Annotated in this window: 18 protein-coding genes; 13 read left to right on the top strand and 5 right to left on the bottom strand. The window is 33.9% G+C overall.

Translation table 11 applies throughout. The features are described 5' to 3' along the window. Positions 1-86: 86 nt before the first annotated feature. The 13 genes from AC23L6_RS10190 to AC23L6_RS10130 all read left to right on the top strand — a co-directional run bounded on the left by AC23L6_RS10190 (position 87) and on the right by AC23L6_RS10130 (position 9,703). Positions 87-1,226: an acyl-CoA dehydrogenase family protein gene (locus AC23L6_RS10190; RefSeq protein ID WP_487562080.1), complete on the top strand. Its 1,140-nt coding sequence runs from the start codon at positions 87-89 to the stop codon at positions 1,224-1,226. 92 nt (positions 1,227-1,318) lie between these two features. Further along, the gene (locus AC23L6_RS10185) at positions 1,319-1,996 is read left to right on the top strand and encodes a Crp/Fnr family transcriptional regulator (RefSeq protein WP_487562079.1); all 678 of its coding nucleotides are present in this window, start codon (positions 1,319-1,321) and stop codon (positions 1,994-1,996) included. A gap of 78 nt (positions 1,997-2,074) precedes the next feature. Further along, entirely contained in the window at positions 2,075-2,491 is a 417-nt protein-coding gene (locus AC23L6_RS10180) for a DM13 domain-containing protein (RefSeq protein ID WP_487562078.1), read from the top strand. 4 nt (positions 2,492-2,495) lie between these two features. Further along, positions 2,496-3,392: a hypothetical protein gene (locus tag AC23L6_RS10175; protein WP_487562077.1), complete on the top strand. Its 897-nt coding sequence runs from the start codon at positions 2,496-2,498 to the stop codon at positions 3,390-3,392. A gap of 100 nt (positions 3,393-3,492) precedes the next feature. Next, entirely contained in the window at positions 3,493-3,951 is a 459-nt protein-coding gene (locus tag AC23L6_RS10170; RefSeq protein WP_487562076.1) for a YHS domain-containing (seleno)protein, read from the top strand. Positions 3,952-3,957: 6 nt separating this feature from the next. Continuing rightward, on the top strand, positions 3,958-4,347 hold the full coding sequence (locus AC23L6_RS10165) for a DoxX family protein (RefSeq protein ID WP_487562074.1): 390 nt from the start codon (positions 3,958-3,960) through the stop codon (positions 4,345-4,347). 11 nt (positions 4,348-4,358) lie between these two features. Next, positions 4,359-4,898: a DinB family protein gene (locus AC23L6_RS10160; protein ID WP_487562073.1), complete on the top strand. Its 540-nt coding sequence runs from the start codon at positions 4,359-4,361 to the stop codon at positions 4,896-4,898. Further along, complete coding sequence (locus AC23L6_RS10155) at positions 4,886-5,593, top strand: NRDE family protein (RefSeq protein WP_487562072.1); 708 nt, start codon at positions 4,886-4,888, stop codon at positions 5,591-5,593. Before AC23L6_RS10160 ends, AC23L6_RS10155 begins: the two co-directional genes overlap by 13 nt. A 33-nt stretch (positions 5,594-5,626) precedes the next feature. Beyond that, positions 5,627-6,661 (top strand): D-alanine--D-alanine ligase, encoded by a 1,035-nt coding sequence (locus AC23L6_RS10150; RefSeq protein ID WP_487562071.1) that lies wholly within the window; start codon positions 5,627-5,629, stop codon positions 6,659-6,661. 1 nt (position 6,662) lies between these two features. Beyond that, the gene (locus AC23L6_RS10145; protein WP_487562070.1) at positions 6,663-7,301 is read left to right on the top strand and encodes a hypothetical protein; all 639 of its coding nucleotides are present in this window, start codon (positions 6,663-6,665) and stop codon (positions 7,299-7,301) included. Between the two features lie 45 nt (positions 7,302-7,346). Then, complete coding sequence (locus AC23L6_RS10140) at positions 7,347-8,027, top strand: SDR family NAD(P)-dependent oxidoreductase (protein ID WP_487562069.1); 681 nt, start codon at positions 7,347-7,349, stop codon at positions 8,025-8,027. A 7-nt stretch (positions 8,028-8,034) separates the two neighbouring features. Next, complete coding sequence (locus AC23L6_RS10135; RefSeq protein ID WP_487562068.1) at positions 8,035-8,634, top strand: SprT-like domain-containing protein; 600 nt, start codon at positions 8,035-8,037, stop codon at positions 8,632-8,634. A gap of 10 nt (positions 8,635-8,644) precedes the next feature. Next, positions 8,645-9,703, top strand: coding sequence for a mannose-1-phosphate guanylyltransferase (locus AC23L6_RS10130; RefSeq protein WP_487562067.1), 1,059 nt, complete (start codon positions 8,645-8,647; stop codon positions 9,701-9,703). Positions 9,704-9,776: 73 nt separating this feature from the next. Here AC23L6_RS10130 and leuB read toward each other — a convergent pair whose 3' ends face one another. The 5 genes from leuB to leuC form a co-directional block, all read right to left on the bottom strand. Next, the gene (gene leuB, locus AC23L6_RS10125; RefSeq protein ID WP_487562066.1) at positions 9,777-10,838 is read right to left on the bottom strand and encodes a 3-isopropylmalate dehydrogenase; all 1,062 of its coding nucleotides are present in this window, start codon (positions 10,836-10,838) and stop codon (positions 9,777-9,779) included. Between the two features lie 38 nt (positions 10,839-10,876). Next, entirely contained in the window at positions 10,877-12,400 is a 1,524-nt protein-coding gene (locus AC23L6_RS10120) for an alpha-isopropylmalate synthase regulatory domain-containing protein (protein WP_487562065.1), read from the bottom strand. A gap of 40 nt (positions 12,401-12,440) precedes the next feature. Continuing rightward, complete coding sequence (locus AC23L6_RS10115) at positions 12,441-12,950, bottom strand: GNAT family N-acetyltransferase (protein WP_487562064.1); 510 nt, start codon at positions 12,948-12,950, stop codon at positions 12,441-12,443. Positions 12,951-13,041: 91 nt separating this feature from the next. Continuing rightward, a complete protein-coding gene (gene leuD / locus AC23L6_RS10110) occupies positions 13,042-13,638 on the bottom strand; it encodes a 3-isopropylmalate dehydratase small subunit (protein ID WP_487562063.1) in 597 nt (198 codons plus the stop codon). Positions 13,639-13,671: 33 nt separating this feature from the next. Continuing rightward, positions 13,672-15,072, bottom strand: a complete 1,401-nt coding sequence (gene leuC / locus AC23L6_RS10105; protein WP_487562062.1) for a 3-isopropylmalate dehydratase large subunit — start codon at positions 15,070-15,072, stop codon at positions 13,672-13,674. Between the last annotated feature and the right edge of the window lie 191 nt (positions 15,073-15,263).

Here is a 15,263-nt window from a genome sequence, read left to right as displayed (position 1 = left end):
CAAAATTACGAATCAAAATTGAAAATTTCACAATAAAAAATTACCTTTGATAAAATTTATATTAGTCACAATTTTATATACCAACTATGGATTTTAATCTTACCGAAGAGCAATTAATGATTCAACAAGCAGCTCGAGATTTTGCTCAAAATGAGTTGCTACCCGGAGTAATTGAAAGAGACGAACATTCTAAGTTTCCCACAGAACAAGTAAAAAAAATGGCCGAGCTAGGTTTTCTTGGAATGATGGTTGATCCAAAATATGGGGGCTCAGGCTTAGATAATATTTCTTATTCTATTGCCGTTACTGAATTTGCCAAGGTTGATGCTTCTGCTGCTGTCATCATGTCGGTAAATAATTCTTTAGTTTGTGCTGGAATAGAAAGATATTGTAATGAGGAACAAAAACTCAAGTATCTAGTGCCATTGGCAAAGGGCGAAGTTATAGGAGCATTTTGTTTGTCTGAGCCTGAAGCAGGTTCTGACGCAAGTTCTCAAAAAACAACTGCAATTGATAAAGGAGATTATTATTTGTTAAATGGAACAAAAAATTGGATTACCAATGGTTCTAGTGCTTCAATTTATATTGTGATGGCACAGACAGATGTTCAAAAAGGACACAAAGGAATTAATGCTTTTATTGTTGAAAAAGGCTGGGCGGGTTTTGAAATAGGACCAAAAGAAAAGAAAATGGGAATTCGAGGAAGCGATACACATTCGTTGATGTTTACAGATGTCAAAGTTCCAAAAGAGAACAGAATTGGCGCCGATGGATTTGGATTTAATTTCGCTATGAATGTTTTGAATGGAGGAAGAATTGGCATTGCATCACAAGCATTAGGGATTGCAACAGGAGCTTACGAATTGGCTTTAAAATACGCCCATCAACGAAAAGCTTTTGGGAAAGAAATTTTTAATCACCAAGCTATTGCTTTCAAATTAGCAGATATGGCCACACAAATTATGGCTGCCAAAATGCTAGTTATGAAAGCCGCCTCAGAAAAAGATGAAGGGAAAGATATTTCACAATCAGGCGCTATGGCTAAATTATATGCCTCTCAAACTGCTATGGATACTACTATCGAAGCCGTTCAAATTCATGGAGGGAATGGATATGTGTCAGAGTATCATGTGGAGCGAATGATGCGTGACGCAAAAATCACTCAAATTTATGAAGGTACTTCCGAAATTCAACGAATAGTTATTTCGAGGACTTTAGGTTCTTAAAAAGAGAAAAAATAGAAGCAAGCCTTTTCAGAATAAAATGAAAAGGCTTTGTTTTTTTAAACAATTTACTAAATTTACATAAAGCATAATGAATGTATGAAGAATTAAAATATTGGTATCTCCGAGATCATAAGTTGTTTTGGACATTAAGTATGTCACAAATTAAGCAATTGTGTATTATTACAGGTTTTAAAAAAGCAAAGAAAGGAGATATTATTTATTTTTCATCTTCTGATGTCCCAAGAGTTTTTTTACTCAAAAAAGGGAATATCAAAATTGTTTCTATTGATGGAGACGGAAACGAAACTATAAAAGATATTATCCAAAAAGGCGATTTGTTTGGTGAATTAGAATTAGACAGCGATAGAAATTCTAATGAATATGCTAAGGCATTAACAGATGAGGTCGCTATATGTAGTTTTTTGCTGTCAGATTTCGAAAACTTATTGTTGCAAAATCCAAGTTTAGCCTTGTCTTATACCAAATTTGTTGGATTGAAAATGAAGCGCATAAAGAACAGTTACGCCAATCTAATGTCTAAAGATGCCAAAAGTCGTTTGCTTAACTTTATAAAAGACTGGGCAGAAAAAGATGGAAAAAAAGTGGGTAATAGAGTAGTTATTGATAACTATCTTACTCAAAACGATATCGCACAAATTATTTGTACCTCTCGACAAACCGCCACTTCATTGCTTAACGAGTTAGAAGAAAACGGCTTGATGTATTATGGCAGAAAGGAAATTATAATAGAAGATATTTCTAAGTTTTAATTTTTATCCAATTGTCAACTACCTGACATTTCATTTTTTACATCTGTTATAGCTTTGTTGTATTAAAAAACAATTGCTATGAAAAAGATGTTTGTATTACTAATTATTCCAGTACTTTTTTCGGCTTGCCAAGAAGAAGGTCCTTTAACAAGAAGCGCTGAAGTAGCTGCAATAGTGCCAACAGCGGAGTTGAAATTTCGTGGTCTTTTTGAACCCACAAGTGGGATATCGGTTTCAGGCGAAGCTAAAATTTACTCAGAAAACGGACAATACAAAGTCCAACTAGAGAACTTTAGCGTTTCAAGTGGTCCTGATTTGAAAGTGTATTTGTCTAAAGCTGCCACTCCAACCGAATTTGTCAATTTAGGAAATTTGACTTCACAAACGGTTTATGCTATTCCATCATCGGTTGATGTTGCCGACTATTCGCATGTGTTGATTCATTGTCAACAGTACAATCATTTGTTTGCTATTGCTCTTTTAACTCAAAACTAAAGCTATGAAGAAGATTGTACTGATTTTGTTTTTACTGCCAATAAGTAAAACAATAGCTCAGGGTTGTAGCGATGCAGGAATTTGTTCCATCAATCATGGTTTTACAACAGAAGAACAACAATTCAAAAATAGGATAGAAGTAGCAACTATATTTGCTGCTGGTGAAGCAGATGTAACGTACCTTTCCCCTTATATTTCCTATACCAAACGATTTAATGACCACTATTCCTTTACTTCTAAAATTACATTTTCTACAGCTAACGGAAGTTTTGGTACTCGAAGTCAATTTGGTGATGCTTTTTTGATTGGAAATTACGCTTTTAAAGAGAATAACAAAAAACAATGGAGTACACTGCTTGGTTTTAAGTTTCCGTTTACAGCATCTAATTTAAAAATTAATGACTATTCGTTGCCTTTGGATTATCAGTCGAGCTTAGGAACAATCGATTTGTTTCTAGGAACCAATCTCAAGTATAGGAAATGGGATTTTAATGCTGCTATCCAAATTCCAATAGTAAACTTAAATAAGAATTCATATTTCAAAGAATACAATGGAACGGATGATTTTCCGTCAACTAATTTGTTTGAACGTCAACCCGATGCTTTAGTTAGAGCCACTTATTCTATTAATTCGGCTAATAAAAAATTTACTTTCAAACTTAATCTGTTGTTTATCTATCATTTAGGAGAAGATAGTTTCGAAAACATTTTTGGGCAAAGAGAAAACATCAAGGGTTCAGATGGGTTAACGATTAACGGAAATTTGATTGCCAATTATCGATTGAGTAAGCAAAGTAGTTTAGAACTATCATTGGCAACACCTTTTGTAGTTCGTGACATTCGTCCTGACGGTTTAACTCGAAGTTTTGTTCTCGGATTGCAGTATCAACATTCATTTTAATAAATAAATATCCTTTTTTGTCTCAAATGTAAAGTAGCAGACAAAGTCCAATACTAGCTCGTTATATCTTTGTTTCATTAGAAAACAAAATTTATAAATCATGAAAAAAACACTCGTATTATTTCTTGTTGTTCTCACAACATCCGTTTTTGGACAATCAGCCGCAAAAAGGGTAGCTGAATACAATTTAGATAAAAAAGTTGCCATTCAGGGATATGATCCTGTAGCTTATTTTACACAGAAAAAAGCAGTAAAAGGCAAAACAACCATTGTTACAACTTATGAAGGTGTGACATATAATTTTTCAAGCCAAGCTAATAAGGATGTATTCCTGAAAATGCCAACAAATTATGAACCTCAATTTGGTGGTTGGTGTGCTTATGCCATGGGAAGTGCTGGCGAAAAAGTAGAGATCGATCCAGAAACCTTCAAGATTGTTGACGGCAAATTGTACTTATTCTATAATGCGTATTTCAATAATACTTTAAAAAGTTGGAACAAAGACGAAGCGCATTTGAAAGCAAAAGCTGAATTAAATTGGAAAAAAATTATAAAATAAGGAATTATGAAAAACAATATTTTTATCTGGATTGTCAAACTCATAGCAGTTGTTATTCTGCTACAAACCTTATTCTTTAAATTTTCTGGAGCCGAAGAAAGCATTTACATTTTTACAAAATTAGGAATTGAACCTTTTGGTAGAATTGGTTCAGGTATTTTCGAATTAATTGCATCACTATTAATTTTAATCCCAAGAACCACATTGTTAGGAGCACTCATGGGCTTAGGAACAATGTTTGGAGCTATAGTGTCACATCTTTTAATTTTAGGAATAGTAGTTCAAAATGATGGTGGAGAATTATTTGCTCTAGCTATTATTACGCTTATTTGTTGTGTCATTTTAGTTTTCCAAAATAAAAATAAAATCCCTGATTTACTGCGATTTAAAATTTAATTATTACATTCATGCCTGAAGAAAATCGGTTTTTGATTTTTGTCAGGAAAATATCAAGCAATATGATTATTCCATCCATCCATAAAACCTTAAGAGAATTGTCAGATTTAGTGGCTCAGCTTACTAATGAAGAATATTCTAATCCTTGTCATGAGTTGAGCGGTGCCACCATTGGCGAACATACACGGCACATAGTTGAAATGTTTCAATGTTTACAAAACCAATACGAAAATCGAGTTGTCAATTATGACCAAAGAAAAAGAGATTATGTAATTCAAACGGATGTTTTATTTGCACAACAAGCAATCGAAACGGTATTGATGAACTTAAACAAGCCTAATATCAATCTGGAACTTCAACAAGTGGTTGATGGACAAGAAATTATGATTCAATCGAACTATCATCGGGAATTGTTATATAATTTAGAACATTGCATCCATCATCAAGCTTTAATAAAAGTGGCTGTTTTGCAATTGGATCATTTAAATGTCGATGCTAATTTTGGTGTAGCTCGTTCCACAATCGAATATAGAAAACAATGTGCACAGTAAGTTTTGTTAATTCCAATGATAAAATCATCATCACTTCTAACAGAGATGAGCAAATTGTACGACCATCCATTGAACCCAAAAGTTATGCTGTAAACGATAAGAATATTTTTTTTCCAAAAGATTCTAAAGCGGGAGGAACTTGGTATGCTATAGACGAAGAAGCAAATGTGTTGGTGTTACTTAATGGAGCTTCAGAAAAACACGAATGGAATCCGCCGTATAGAAAAAGTCGAGGTCAAATAGTTGTTGATTTGGTTAGTGCTAAATCAGCAATTGAAGCATGGGACGAAATTAATTTAGACGCTATTGAATCTTTTACTTTGGTTTTATTTCAAAATCAGAAATTGTATCAATTGCGATGGGATGGTAACAGAAAAGAAACTGTTGAATTGAATGTACATCATAATTATGTTTGGTCTTCATCAACCTTATATGCTAAAGAAATTAGAGACCAGCGAGAGCAATGGTTTCATACTTTTTTAGAAATAAAGCCAGAAGTTTCAGCAGATGAAATGTTTCATTTTCATCGATACACTGAAATTCAGAATTCAAATCATGGCTTGGTTATCAATAGAAATGATACTTTAAAGACTTTGAGCATTACTCAGACAGTGATTGAAAAAAACAGAGTCCAATTACTGCATCACGATTTAATCGAGGAAAAAGATTTTTCCAATTCGTTTCTTTATGTGTAACGTATCGTTTTTTAATTTAAAAACTATTTTATTTTGAAACTTTTCATACATAAATTATTGCATTGGGAGTATTGGCCTTTTCAGCTGGTGTATATTCCTGTTTATTTTTTGTGGGTATATTATGCTTTTAAAGCCAAAACTATTTTCTTTTTTAACGCCTCCAATCCATCCATTAAAAACGGAGGATTTATTATGGAATCAAAAAAACAGATTTACAATTTGATTCCGCAACAGTACTACCCTAAAACCGAATTAATCTCAGAAGGGACTTCCATAGAAAATGTTCTAGAGAAAATTGAAAAAGTAAATTTACACTATCCATTTTTTGCAAAACCCGATATTGGTTTACGAGGTTCGGCCGTTAAGAAAATCCATAATAAGGAAGAGTTAGCGCAATACAATTCAAAAGTAAATTTTGATTATTTAATTCAAGAGTTAATTCCATTTGAGAATGAAATAGGAATTTTCTATGTGCGTTACCCTTATGAAGCCAAAGGCAAAATAACAGGAATTGTAGCCAAAGAATTTCTAGTAGTAACAGGCGATGGAATATCAACCATAGAACAATTGTTGCGAAAAGATCCAAGACACGAAATGCAGTTAAAAGCACTTCGAAAAGAATATGGAAGCCAATTACAAGATGTTTTAGAAAAAGGACAACAAAAAAATTTGGTTCCTTATGGTAATCATATTCGTGGAGCAAAATTTATAGATTGTAGCCATTGGATTTCTCCAAAATTAACTTCAGTCATCAACGAAATGTGTATACAAATTCCGAATTTTTATTTTGGCAGAATGGATTTAATGTACAATACCCTAGAAGAATTAGAACAAGGAAGGAACTTCGCTATTGTCGAATTAAATGGTGCGGCTAGTGAACCGACACACATTTATGACCCAAAACATTCTATCTTTTTTGGTTGGAAAGAGTTGCTGCGTCATATCAAGTACATGTATGAAATCAGTGCTTTCAATAATGCTAATGGAGTTGAATATCTGTCTTACAAAAACGGAATGAAGGAATACCGATTGCATATAGAACAAAACAATAAGATTCTAAATTTTTAAAATGAAGATTCTAAAAAACATATTTGTGGGTTTTTTAGTCAGTTTTGTGGGTTCGATTCCGTTGGGATATTTAAATATAATTGGATTTGAAATCTATAAAAGGCGCGGTTTAGAACAAACCCAATACTACTTGATTGGAGTGGTTTTAATTGAGTTTTTTGTCGTTTTAGGAACCTTACTTTTAGCGCACAAACTAAATAGCAATAGATTTCTTTTAAAATTTATCGAGGGTTTTTCAGTTGTTTTTATGTTCGTTTTGGCGTATGTTTTTTACACTAATGCAAACACTTCCTATTCAATTCCTTTATTTGATGGGCTTTATTTAAATTTTACGTCTTTACTTTTAGGTGTTTTTTTAAGTAGTTTAAATTTTATACAAATTCCGTTTTGGTTAAGTTGGAATTTATATTTGGTCAATGGGAATTATATTGAAGTTTCTAAATCAAGAAAGTACTTTTATTTTTTTGGAACGCTTGCAGGAACTTTTTGTGGTATGTTGATTCTCATTCTCTCGCTGTATTACTTTGCTACCAATGTTGCATTTTTATCCAATTATTTAATGAAAATTATTATTCCATTAGTGTTTTTTGGGTTAGGGGTTTTTCAAGCAATTACTTTTTATAAAAAACACAACAACTAATTTCATCTTCTTACTTTTAGTATATTTACAACAATTAAGAAAAGAATGAAAAAAAACATCATTATAACAGGAACATCACGAGGAATTGGACATGAGTTGGCTTTGCAATTTGCTCAAGCAGGGCATCATGTTTTAGCACTTTCAAGAACGATTCCTCCAAATTTATTGGGCCAACAAAACATCAGCTGTCTTTCTGTAGACTTGTCAAATGAAGATGATTTACTTCAAGTAGAAAATTTTCTTTCATCTTCATGGAAAAATGTGGATGCTATAGTACATAATGCTGGAAGTTTATTGCTAAAACCTTTTTTAGAAACTACCTCAGAAGATTTTGAATGCATTTATAAAGTCAATGTTTTTGGTGTAGCTAATCTTACTAGAATTTGCTTGCCATATTTACAAAAAGGAAGCCATGTGGTTACCATAAGTTCAATGGGAGGCATTCAAGGCAGCATGAAATTTGCAGGGCTTTCAGCCTACAGTTCGAGCAAAGGAGCAGTAATAACTTTGTCAGAATTACTAGCAGAAGAATATAAAGAAAAAGGAATTGCTTTTAATGTTTTAGCTCTTGGTTCTGTTCAAACCGAAATGTTGGCGGAAGCATTTCCTGGATACAAAGCACCATTAACTGCAGCAGAAATGGCAAATTATATCTTTGATTTTACTTTGACCGGGAATAAATATTATAACGGAAAAGTATTGCAAGTTTCTTCATCAACACCGTAAATAGTATATGAGCGAAACTCTTGCTAAATATATACCTGAGCACGCTGTTAAACCAGTTTTTGAACTCATTGTTACCAACGAAGTACATCTTAAAATTGTAAACGAAAGAGTGACTCGTCACGGCGATTATCGGAAAGGCCACACTGGGAAACACGAAATTACAGTAAACGCCAGTTTAAATAAATACAAATTTTTAATTACTCTTATTCACGAAATTGCGCATCTTGTGGCATTTGAAAAATTTGGTAGAAATATCAAGCCTCATGGCAATGAGTGGAAATTTACTTTTCAGCGCTTGATGGTTCCATTTATTCGTCCAGAGGTGTTTCCAAGTCAGTTATTGCCTTTATTGGCAAGGCATTTCAAAAATCCATCAGCAAGTAGTGATGTTGATGCAACCCTTTCGTTGGCCTTAAAACAATTTGACAAACAAAATGATAAAAATTATATCTTTGAGCTCCCTTACGGAAGTCATTTCCGAATTCACAATGGGAAAATTTTCAAGAAAGGAGCATTGAGAACAAAACGTTATGAATGTGTTGAGGTTAGTTCTGGAAGAATGTATTTGTTCAACCCTAATGCGGAAGTAGAGTTATTACCAAGTTAAAGTTTAAATAATGAATAAGAATTATTATGCTGTTTTGATGGCTGGTGGAGTAGGGTCAAGATTTTGGCCAGTGAGCACAACTGATTTTCCAAAGCAATTCCATGATATGTTGGGTTCTGGACATACTTTAATCCAGAAAACATTCAGCAGATTATCTCAATTGATTCCAGTTGAAAACATTCTGATTTTAACTAACGAAAGATACAATGATCTGGTTTTGGAGCAATTACCAATGGTCAAGCAAGAACAAGTTCTGTTGGAACCCGCTATGAGGAACACAGCACCCTGTATTTTGTATGCTTCATTGAAAATAAAAAAACAAAATCCTGATGCTGTTATGGTGGTTGCACCAAGTGACCATTGGATTGAAGATGAAAAGGCATTTACCGAGAACTTACAACAATGTTTTGATTTTTGTGCGAAGGAAAATGCACTGATGACTTTAGGTATTCAACCTACATTTCCCAATACGGGTTTTGGTTATATAGAATATGATAAGGCTGATGCTAATTCTATCAAAAAAGTGAATCAATTTAGAGAAAAACCAGATTATGAAACTGCAAAGGCGTTTTTAGAAAGTGGTAATTTTTTGTGGAATGGCGGAATTTTTATTTGGAGCGTAAAAAGTATTACTGAGGCATTCGAAAAATTCCAGCCACAAATGAATAATTTGTTCTTAAATGGTTGGAAAGAGTACAATACAGATGCTGAAAAAGCATTTATTGAAAGAAATTACGCCGTAGCAGAGAATGTTTCTATCGATTATGCTGTGATGGAAAATGCAAAGAACGTTTATGTTCTTCCCGCAACTTTTGATTGGAACGATTTAGGAACTTGGGGTTCTTTACACGAAAAATTAGATAAGGATGAAAATAATAATGCGGTAGTAAACGCATCCGTTTTGTTGAATAATTCTTCGAGCAATATTATAAGTACTTCAAAAAATAAGATAGTTGTTATTGATGGTTTGGAAGATTTTATTATTGTGGATAAAGACAATGTGTTATTAATTTATCCAAAAAGTAAAGAACAAGAAATTAAAGGTATCGTGAGCCAACTTAAAAAGTAATGTATTAAAAAATAACACCCGAAAATTCTAAAATTTTCGGGTGTGTTTTTAATTCGCTATGCGATTTCATTATTTACAGATTCGCTACCAACCAATCTCCAACTTCACTCGTTTTATAGGATTTGGCACCTTTTGCAGCTAAATCTTCAGTAACAATACCTTGTTCTAGCGATTTATTGACAACTGCTCTAATTGCTTTAGCTTCTTCTTTTAATCCAAAAGCATCTTCAAACATCATCGCTGCCGAAAGTACAGTAGCCAGTGGGTTTGCAATATTCAATCCTGTTGCCTGAGGATAAGAACCGTGGATAGGTTCAAACAAGGATGTGTGAACACCTATTGATGCAGACGGCATTAATCCCATTGAACCTGAAATTACTGAAGCTTCATCTGTTAAAATATCACCAAATAGATTTTCGGTTATTAATACATCGTATGAATTTGGCCATTGTACCAAACGCATGGCTACAGCATCAACAAACTCATAGCTTACCGTTACTTCAGGATAGTCTTTTTCCATAGCTTGAACGGTTTCTCTCCAAAGGCGTGAGGTTTCCAAAACATTAGCTTTGTCCACGCAACATAATTTTTTTGAACGAGTCATGGCTAATTCAAATCCTTTTTTTGCCAAACGTTGTACCTCTTCTCTGGTGTAAACGCAATTGTCGTAAGCTGTATCTCCATTGTCTTTTCTTCCTTTTTCACCAAAGTAAATTCCTCCGGTAAGTTCTCTAAGAAAAACTAAGTCCGTTCCTTCAATTCGTTCTCTTTTTAAAGGAGAATTATCTATCAATGATGGGAAAGTAAAGGTTGGACGGACATTTGCAAATAAACCTAATTTTTTACGCATTAATAACAATCCTTGTTCAGGTCGAACAGTTGCTTTTGGGTCATTATCGTATTTTGGATGTCCGATAGCGCCAAAAAGTACTGCATCGGCTTTCATACAAATTTCATGGGTTTCATCTGGGTAAGGAACTCCCACTGCATCAATGGCACATGCTCCAGTTAATGCAGGCATCCAATTGATTTCATGATTGAATTTTTTTGCAATTGCATCAGAAACTTTTACAGCTTCGTTTATTACTTCTGGTCCAATTCCGTCACCAGCTAAAAGGGCAATAGTATATTTCATTCTCTATTTATTTAGTTTCGTTTGTAATTTATTCAAGTTTAGATACTAATAACGTTTAGCATTTTTTGAGTTGCTATAATAGCAGCTACAGTTTGATCAGAGTCTAATCCTCTGGTTTTAAATTCTTTTCCGTTGTTGGTCCAGGTGATGATAGTTTCACACAAGGCATCTGAACTACTTCCAGGTGGAATTCTAACAGCATAATCTACTAATTTAGGTAATGCCATTTTTTTGCTTTTGTAAATTTTTGACAAAGCGTTCATGAAAGCATCAAACTGACCATCTCCCTGTGCATTTTCTTCGTGAATTTCACCATCAATTCTCAAACATAAGGTGGTAGAAGGACGCAATCCCTTAGAATGAACTAATACGTAGGATTCTACAACTATTTTTTCTTGATAGGTTTGGCTATCCAACACATCTGAAATGATATAAGGCAAGTCTTCTTTGGTTACCGTCTCTTTTTTGTCGCCTAATTCGATAATTCTCTGAGTTACCAATTTTAAGTCTTCTTGATTCAATTGCAATCCTAATTCTTGAAGATTCTTCTCAATGTTAGCTTTACCAGATGTTTTGCCTAAAGCATATTTTCTTTTTCTCCCGAAACGCTCAGGAAGCAAATCGTTGAAGTATAAATTATTTTTATTGTCTCCATCAGCATGTATTCCTGCTGTTTGAGTAAAAACATTGTCCCCCACAATGGGTTTGTTTGCAGGAATTCTATAGCCCGTGAAAGTTTCAACTAGTTTACTAACAGAATATAAAGAGGATTCTTTTACGCCAATTTCTATTTGTGGCAAGAAGTCGTTAATAACAGCAACAGTACTTTCAAGCGGAGCATTTCCTGCTCGTTCACCCATTCCGTTTACCGTAACGTGTAATCCTTTTACGCCAGCTTTTAGTGCTTCTAATACATTGGCAACACTCAAATCATAATCATTGTGAGCATGAAAGTCAAAATGTATGGTTGGGTATTTTGCCGTAATTTTAGAGATAAATTCAAATGTCTGACTGGGAATAAGAACTCCCAATGTATCTGGTAATAAAATTCTTTTGACAGGTTGGGTGACTAAAAAGTCTAAATATTGAAAAACATAATCAGGAGAATTTCGCATTCCATTACTCCAATCTTCAAGATATACGTTGGTTTCGATGCCATTTTTTTGGGCTAGAGCAATGATTTGCGCTATTTCATCAAAATGCTGTTGAGGTGTTTTTTTTAATTGATGTGTTAGATGATTCAGAGAACCTTTGGTCAATAAGTTTTGAACTTTGGCTCCTGCTTCTTTCATCCATTCTATAGAGATACCTCCATCAACAAAAGAAAGGACTTCGATTCTATCCTCGTATCCTTTTTCTTTTGCCCAACTTGTAATTCCTTTTACAGCCTGAAATTCACCTTCACTTACTCTTGCTGAAGCAATTTCAATCCTATCGATTTTTAATTCTTCAAGCAATAATTGTGCAATGGTTAATTTTTCTGTAGCAGAAAATGATACTCCAGATGTTTGCTCGCCATCTCGAAGTGTGGTATCCATTATTTCAATTTTCCTTTTTTCCATAGTGACGACCTAAATAGGGTTTTATAATTTTTTAGGATATTTAATTGTCTACTTTTATTTGGAATAAACTCAGCGTTATTCCCTCATAATGTTTTGGTAAATTGGTAAAATCAGGTGTAATAATACCTATGAAATCAAAACCGCATTTTTGATAATAGTCAATTAGTAGCGTATTATCACCCCAAGTATCCATTCTTAAATAATCTAATCTCTTCTCTTTTGCAAAGGCGTTACCCCATTTTGCTATTTTTTTGACAAAATGTTGTCCCCTATATTTTGGATTCGTTACAATCCTGTGAAAATAGATGGCCTTGTCTTTATTTTTTTCTTTCCAGATGCTTTCGTCTTCAAAAGTGATTGCAAAAACACAAGCAATTTCATTGTCAATACAGATTTTCCATTGTCGATTTTCGGCAATTTCTTTTTCAATTAAATTTCTCTCAAAGCCTTTCCAATGTTTGTTGAATTTTTCTTTTTGATAGGCTACAGCCCAGTCGTAAAACTTAAAAATTTCATCAATATCTTCAATTGTACTCGGTTTGAAATCCATTTTGGAGACTACTTTTATTAAAGTAATCCTGTATCATTTAGTGAAAAGATACAGGATTATTTTCTTCAAATATTTGAACTTTTTATTAAAATTATATCAATTGCTTGTCAGCAAATGTTATGATTTCATCTTTAATATTTTGCAAGTAATCGATATCATCAAAACCATTAATCATATTGTTCTTTTTGTATCCGTTGATATCGAATGATTCTTTTTCTCCAGTTTCTTTAAGCGTTATAGTTTGTTCTGGTAAATTGATTTCAAGTTCCGTTTTTGGATCAGCTTCGATAGCCTTAAAAATTTTATCAGCAAATTCAGCACTAACCTGAACAGGTAAAACACCAATATTCAAGCAATTATTTCTGAATATATCAGCAAAAAAGCTTGAAACTACAGCTCTAAAACCATAGTCATAAATTGCCCATGCTGCGTGTTCTCTTGAAGAACCTGAACCAAAATTTTTCCCTCCAACAAGGATTTTTCCGCTGTAGGTTGGATTGTTTAAAACAAAATCTGATTTTGGTGAACCATCACTATTGTATCTCCAGTCACGGAAAAGGTTATCTCCAAAACCTACTCTTTCTGTAGCTTTAAGGAAACGAGCAGGAATGATTTGATCTGTATCAACATTCTCTATAGAAAGAGGAACTGCAGTACTTGTAAGTATATTGAATTTATCGTATGCCATTGTTGTTCTATTTTTTGGGTTGAATATTTTCCTTTAGTTCGTAATTAAATCTCTTGGGTCTGTTAATACTCCTGTAACAGCTGCGGCTGCTGCCATGAACGGACTAGCTAACAAGGTTCTTGAACCAGGACCTTGACGCCCTTCAAAATTTCGGTTTGAAGTACTTACCGCATATTTTCCTGCAGGAACTTTGTCATCATTCATAGCCAAACACGCTGAACATCCCGGTTGGCGTAAAACAAATCCTGCTTCTGTTAAGATATCAAGAATTCCTTCTTCTTTAATTTGGGCTTCAACAACATGTGAGCCTGGAACAAGCCAAGCCGTAACGTTATCGGCTTTTTTTCTTCCTTTTACAATCGAAGCAAAAGCTCTGAAGTCTTCAATACGACCGTTGGTACAGCTTCCCAAGAAAACATAATCAATTGGTTTTCCAATCATAGCTTCGCCTTGATGGAATCCCATGTAGCCTAATGATTTTTCATAGGTTTCTTCTCCTTCTGCAACTTCTTTAGCATTTGGGATACTTTTTGAAATTCCTAATCCCATTCCAGGATTCGTTCCGTAAGTAATCATTGGCTCTATGTCTACAGCGTTAAAGGTAATTTCTTCATCAAATTTTGCGTCTGCATCAGTTTTTAGGGTTTTCCAATAGGCAACTGCTTTATCCCAAGCTTCTCCTTTTGGAGCATAGAGACGTCCTTTTAGATATTCAAAAGTAGTTTCATCTGGAGCAATCATACCTCCTCGGGCACCCATCTCAATACTTAAATTACAAACCGTCATTCGGCCTTCCATTGTCATATTTTCAAATACATCACCAGCATATTCTACAAAATAGCCTGTAGCTCCAGAAGTTGATAGTTTTGAAATGATGTAAAGTGCAACGTCTTTTGGAGTAACTCCTAATTGAAGCTTTCCGTTTACGTTGATTCGCATTTTCTTTGGTTTTGGTTGCATGATGCATTGAGTTGACAATACCATTTCAACTTCAGAGGTACCAATACCAAAAGCTATTGCCCCAAAAGCACCGTGAGTTGAAGTGTGTGAGTCTCCACAAACAATAGTAGCTCCTGGTAAAGTAATCCCGTTTTCAGGACCTACAACATGTACAATTCCATTTTTTTGATTTCCCAAACCCCAGTGACTGATTCCATATTCTTTGGAGTTTTCTTCTAATGCTTTCAACTGATTGGCTGATAAAGCATCTTGCACTGGTAAATGTTGGTTTATTGTTGGGGTGTTATGGTCAGCAGTTGCAAAAGTACGTTCAGGATATAAAACAGAAATACCTCTTGTTTTTAAACCTAAAAACGCAACAGGACTTGTAACTTCGTGAATGAAATGGCGATCAATAAAGAACACGTCTGGTCCGTCTTCAATTTTTCGTACCACATGCGAATCCCATACTTTGTCAAATAATGTCTTACTCATTTTAAATGTTTTAAGTGTATTTTAATGTAAATCAGTGCTATTAAACCTGAAATTATAACAATGTTGGCAAATTTAAAAAAAGAAATACAGTTTTCAATCCTAAATTATTCTATTTATACGATAACCAAATTCTTTTTCTGATACTCTAAACTATTTTTGGATGTTATCGCTATTTGAATTTAAATTCTTGA

The organism is Flavobacterium sp. R1_16, from assembly GCF_057652095.1.
This window is presented reverse-complemented; position numbering and strand designations above follow the sequence as displayed.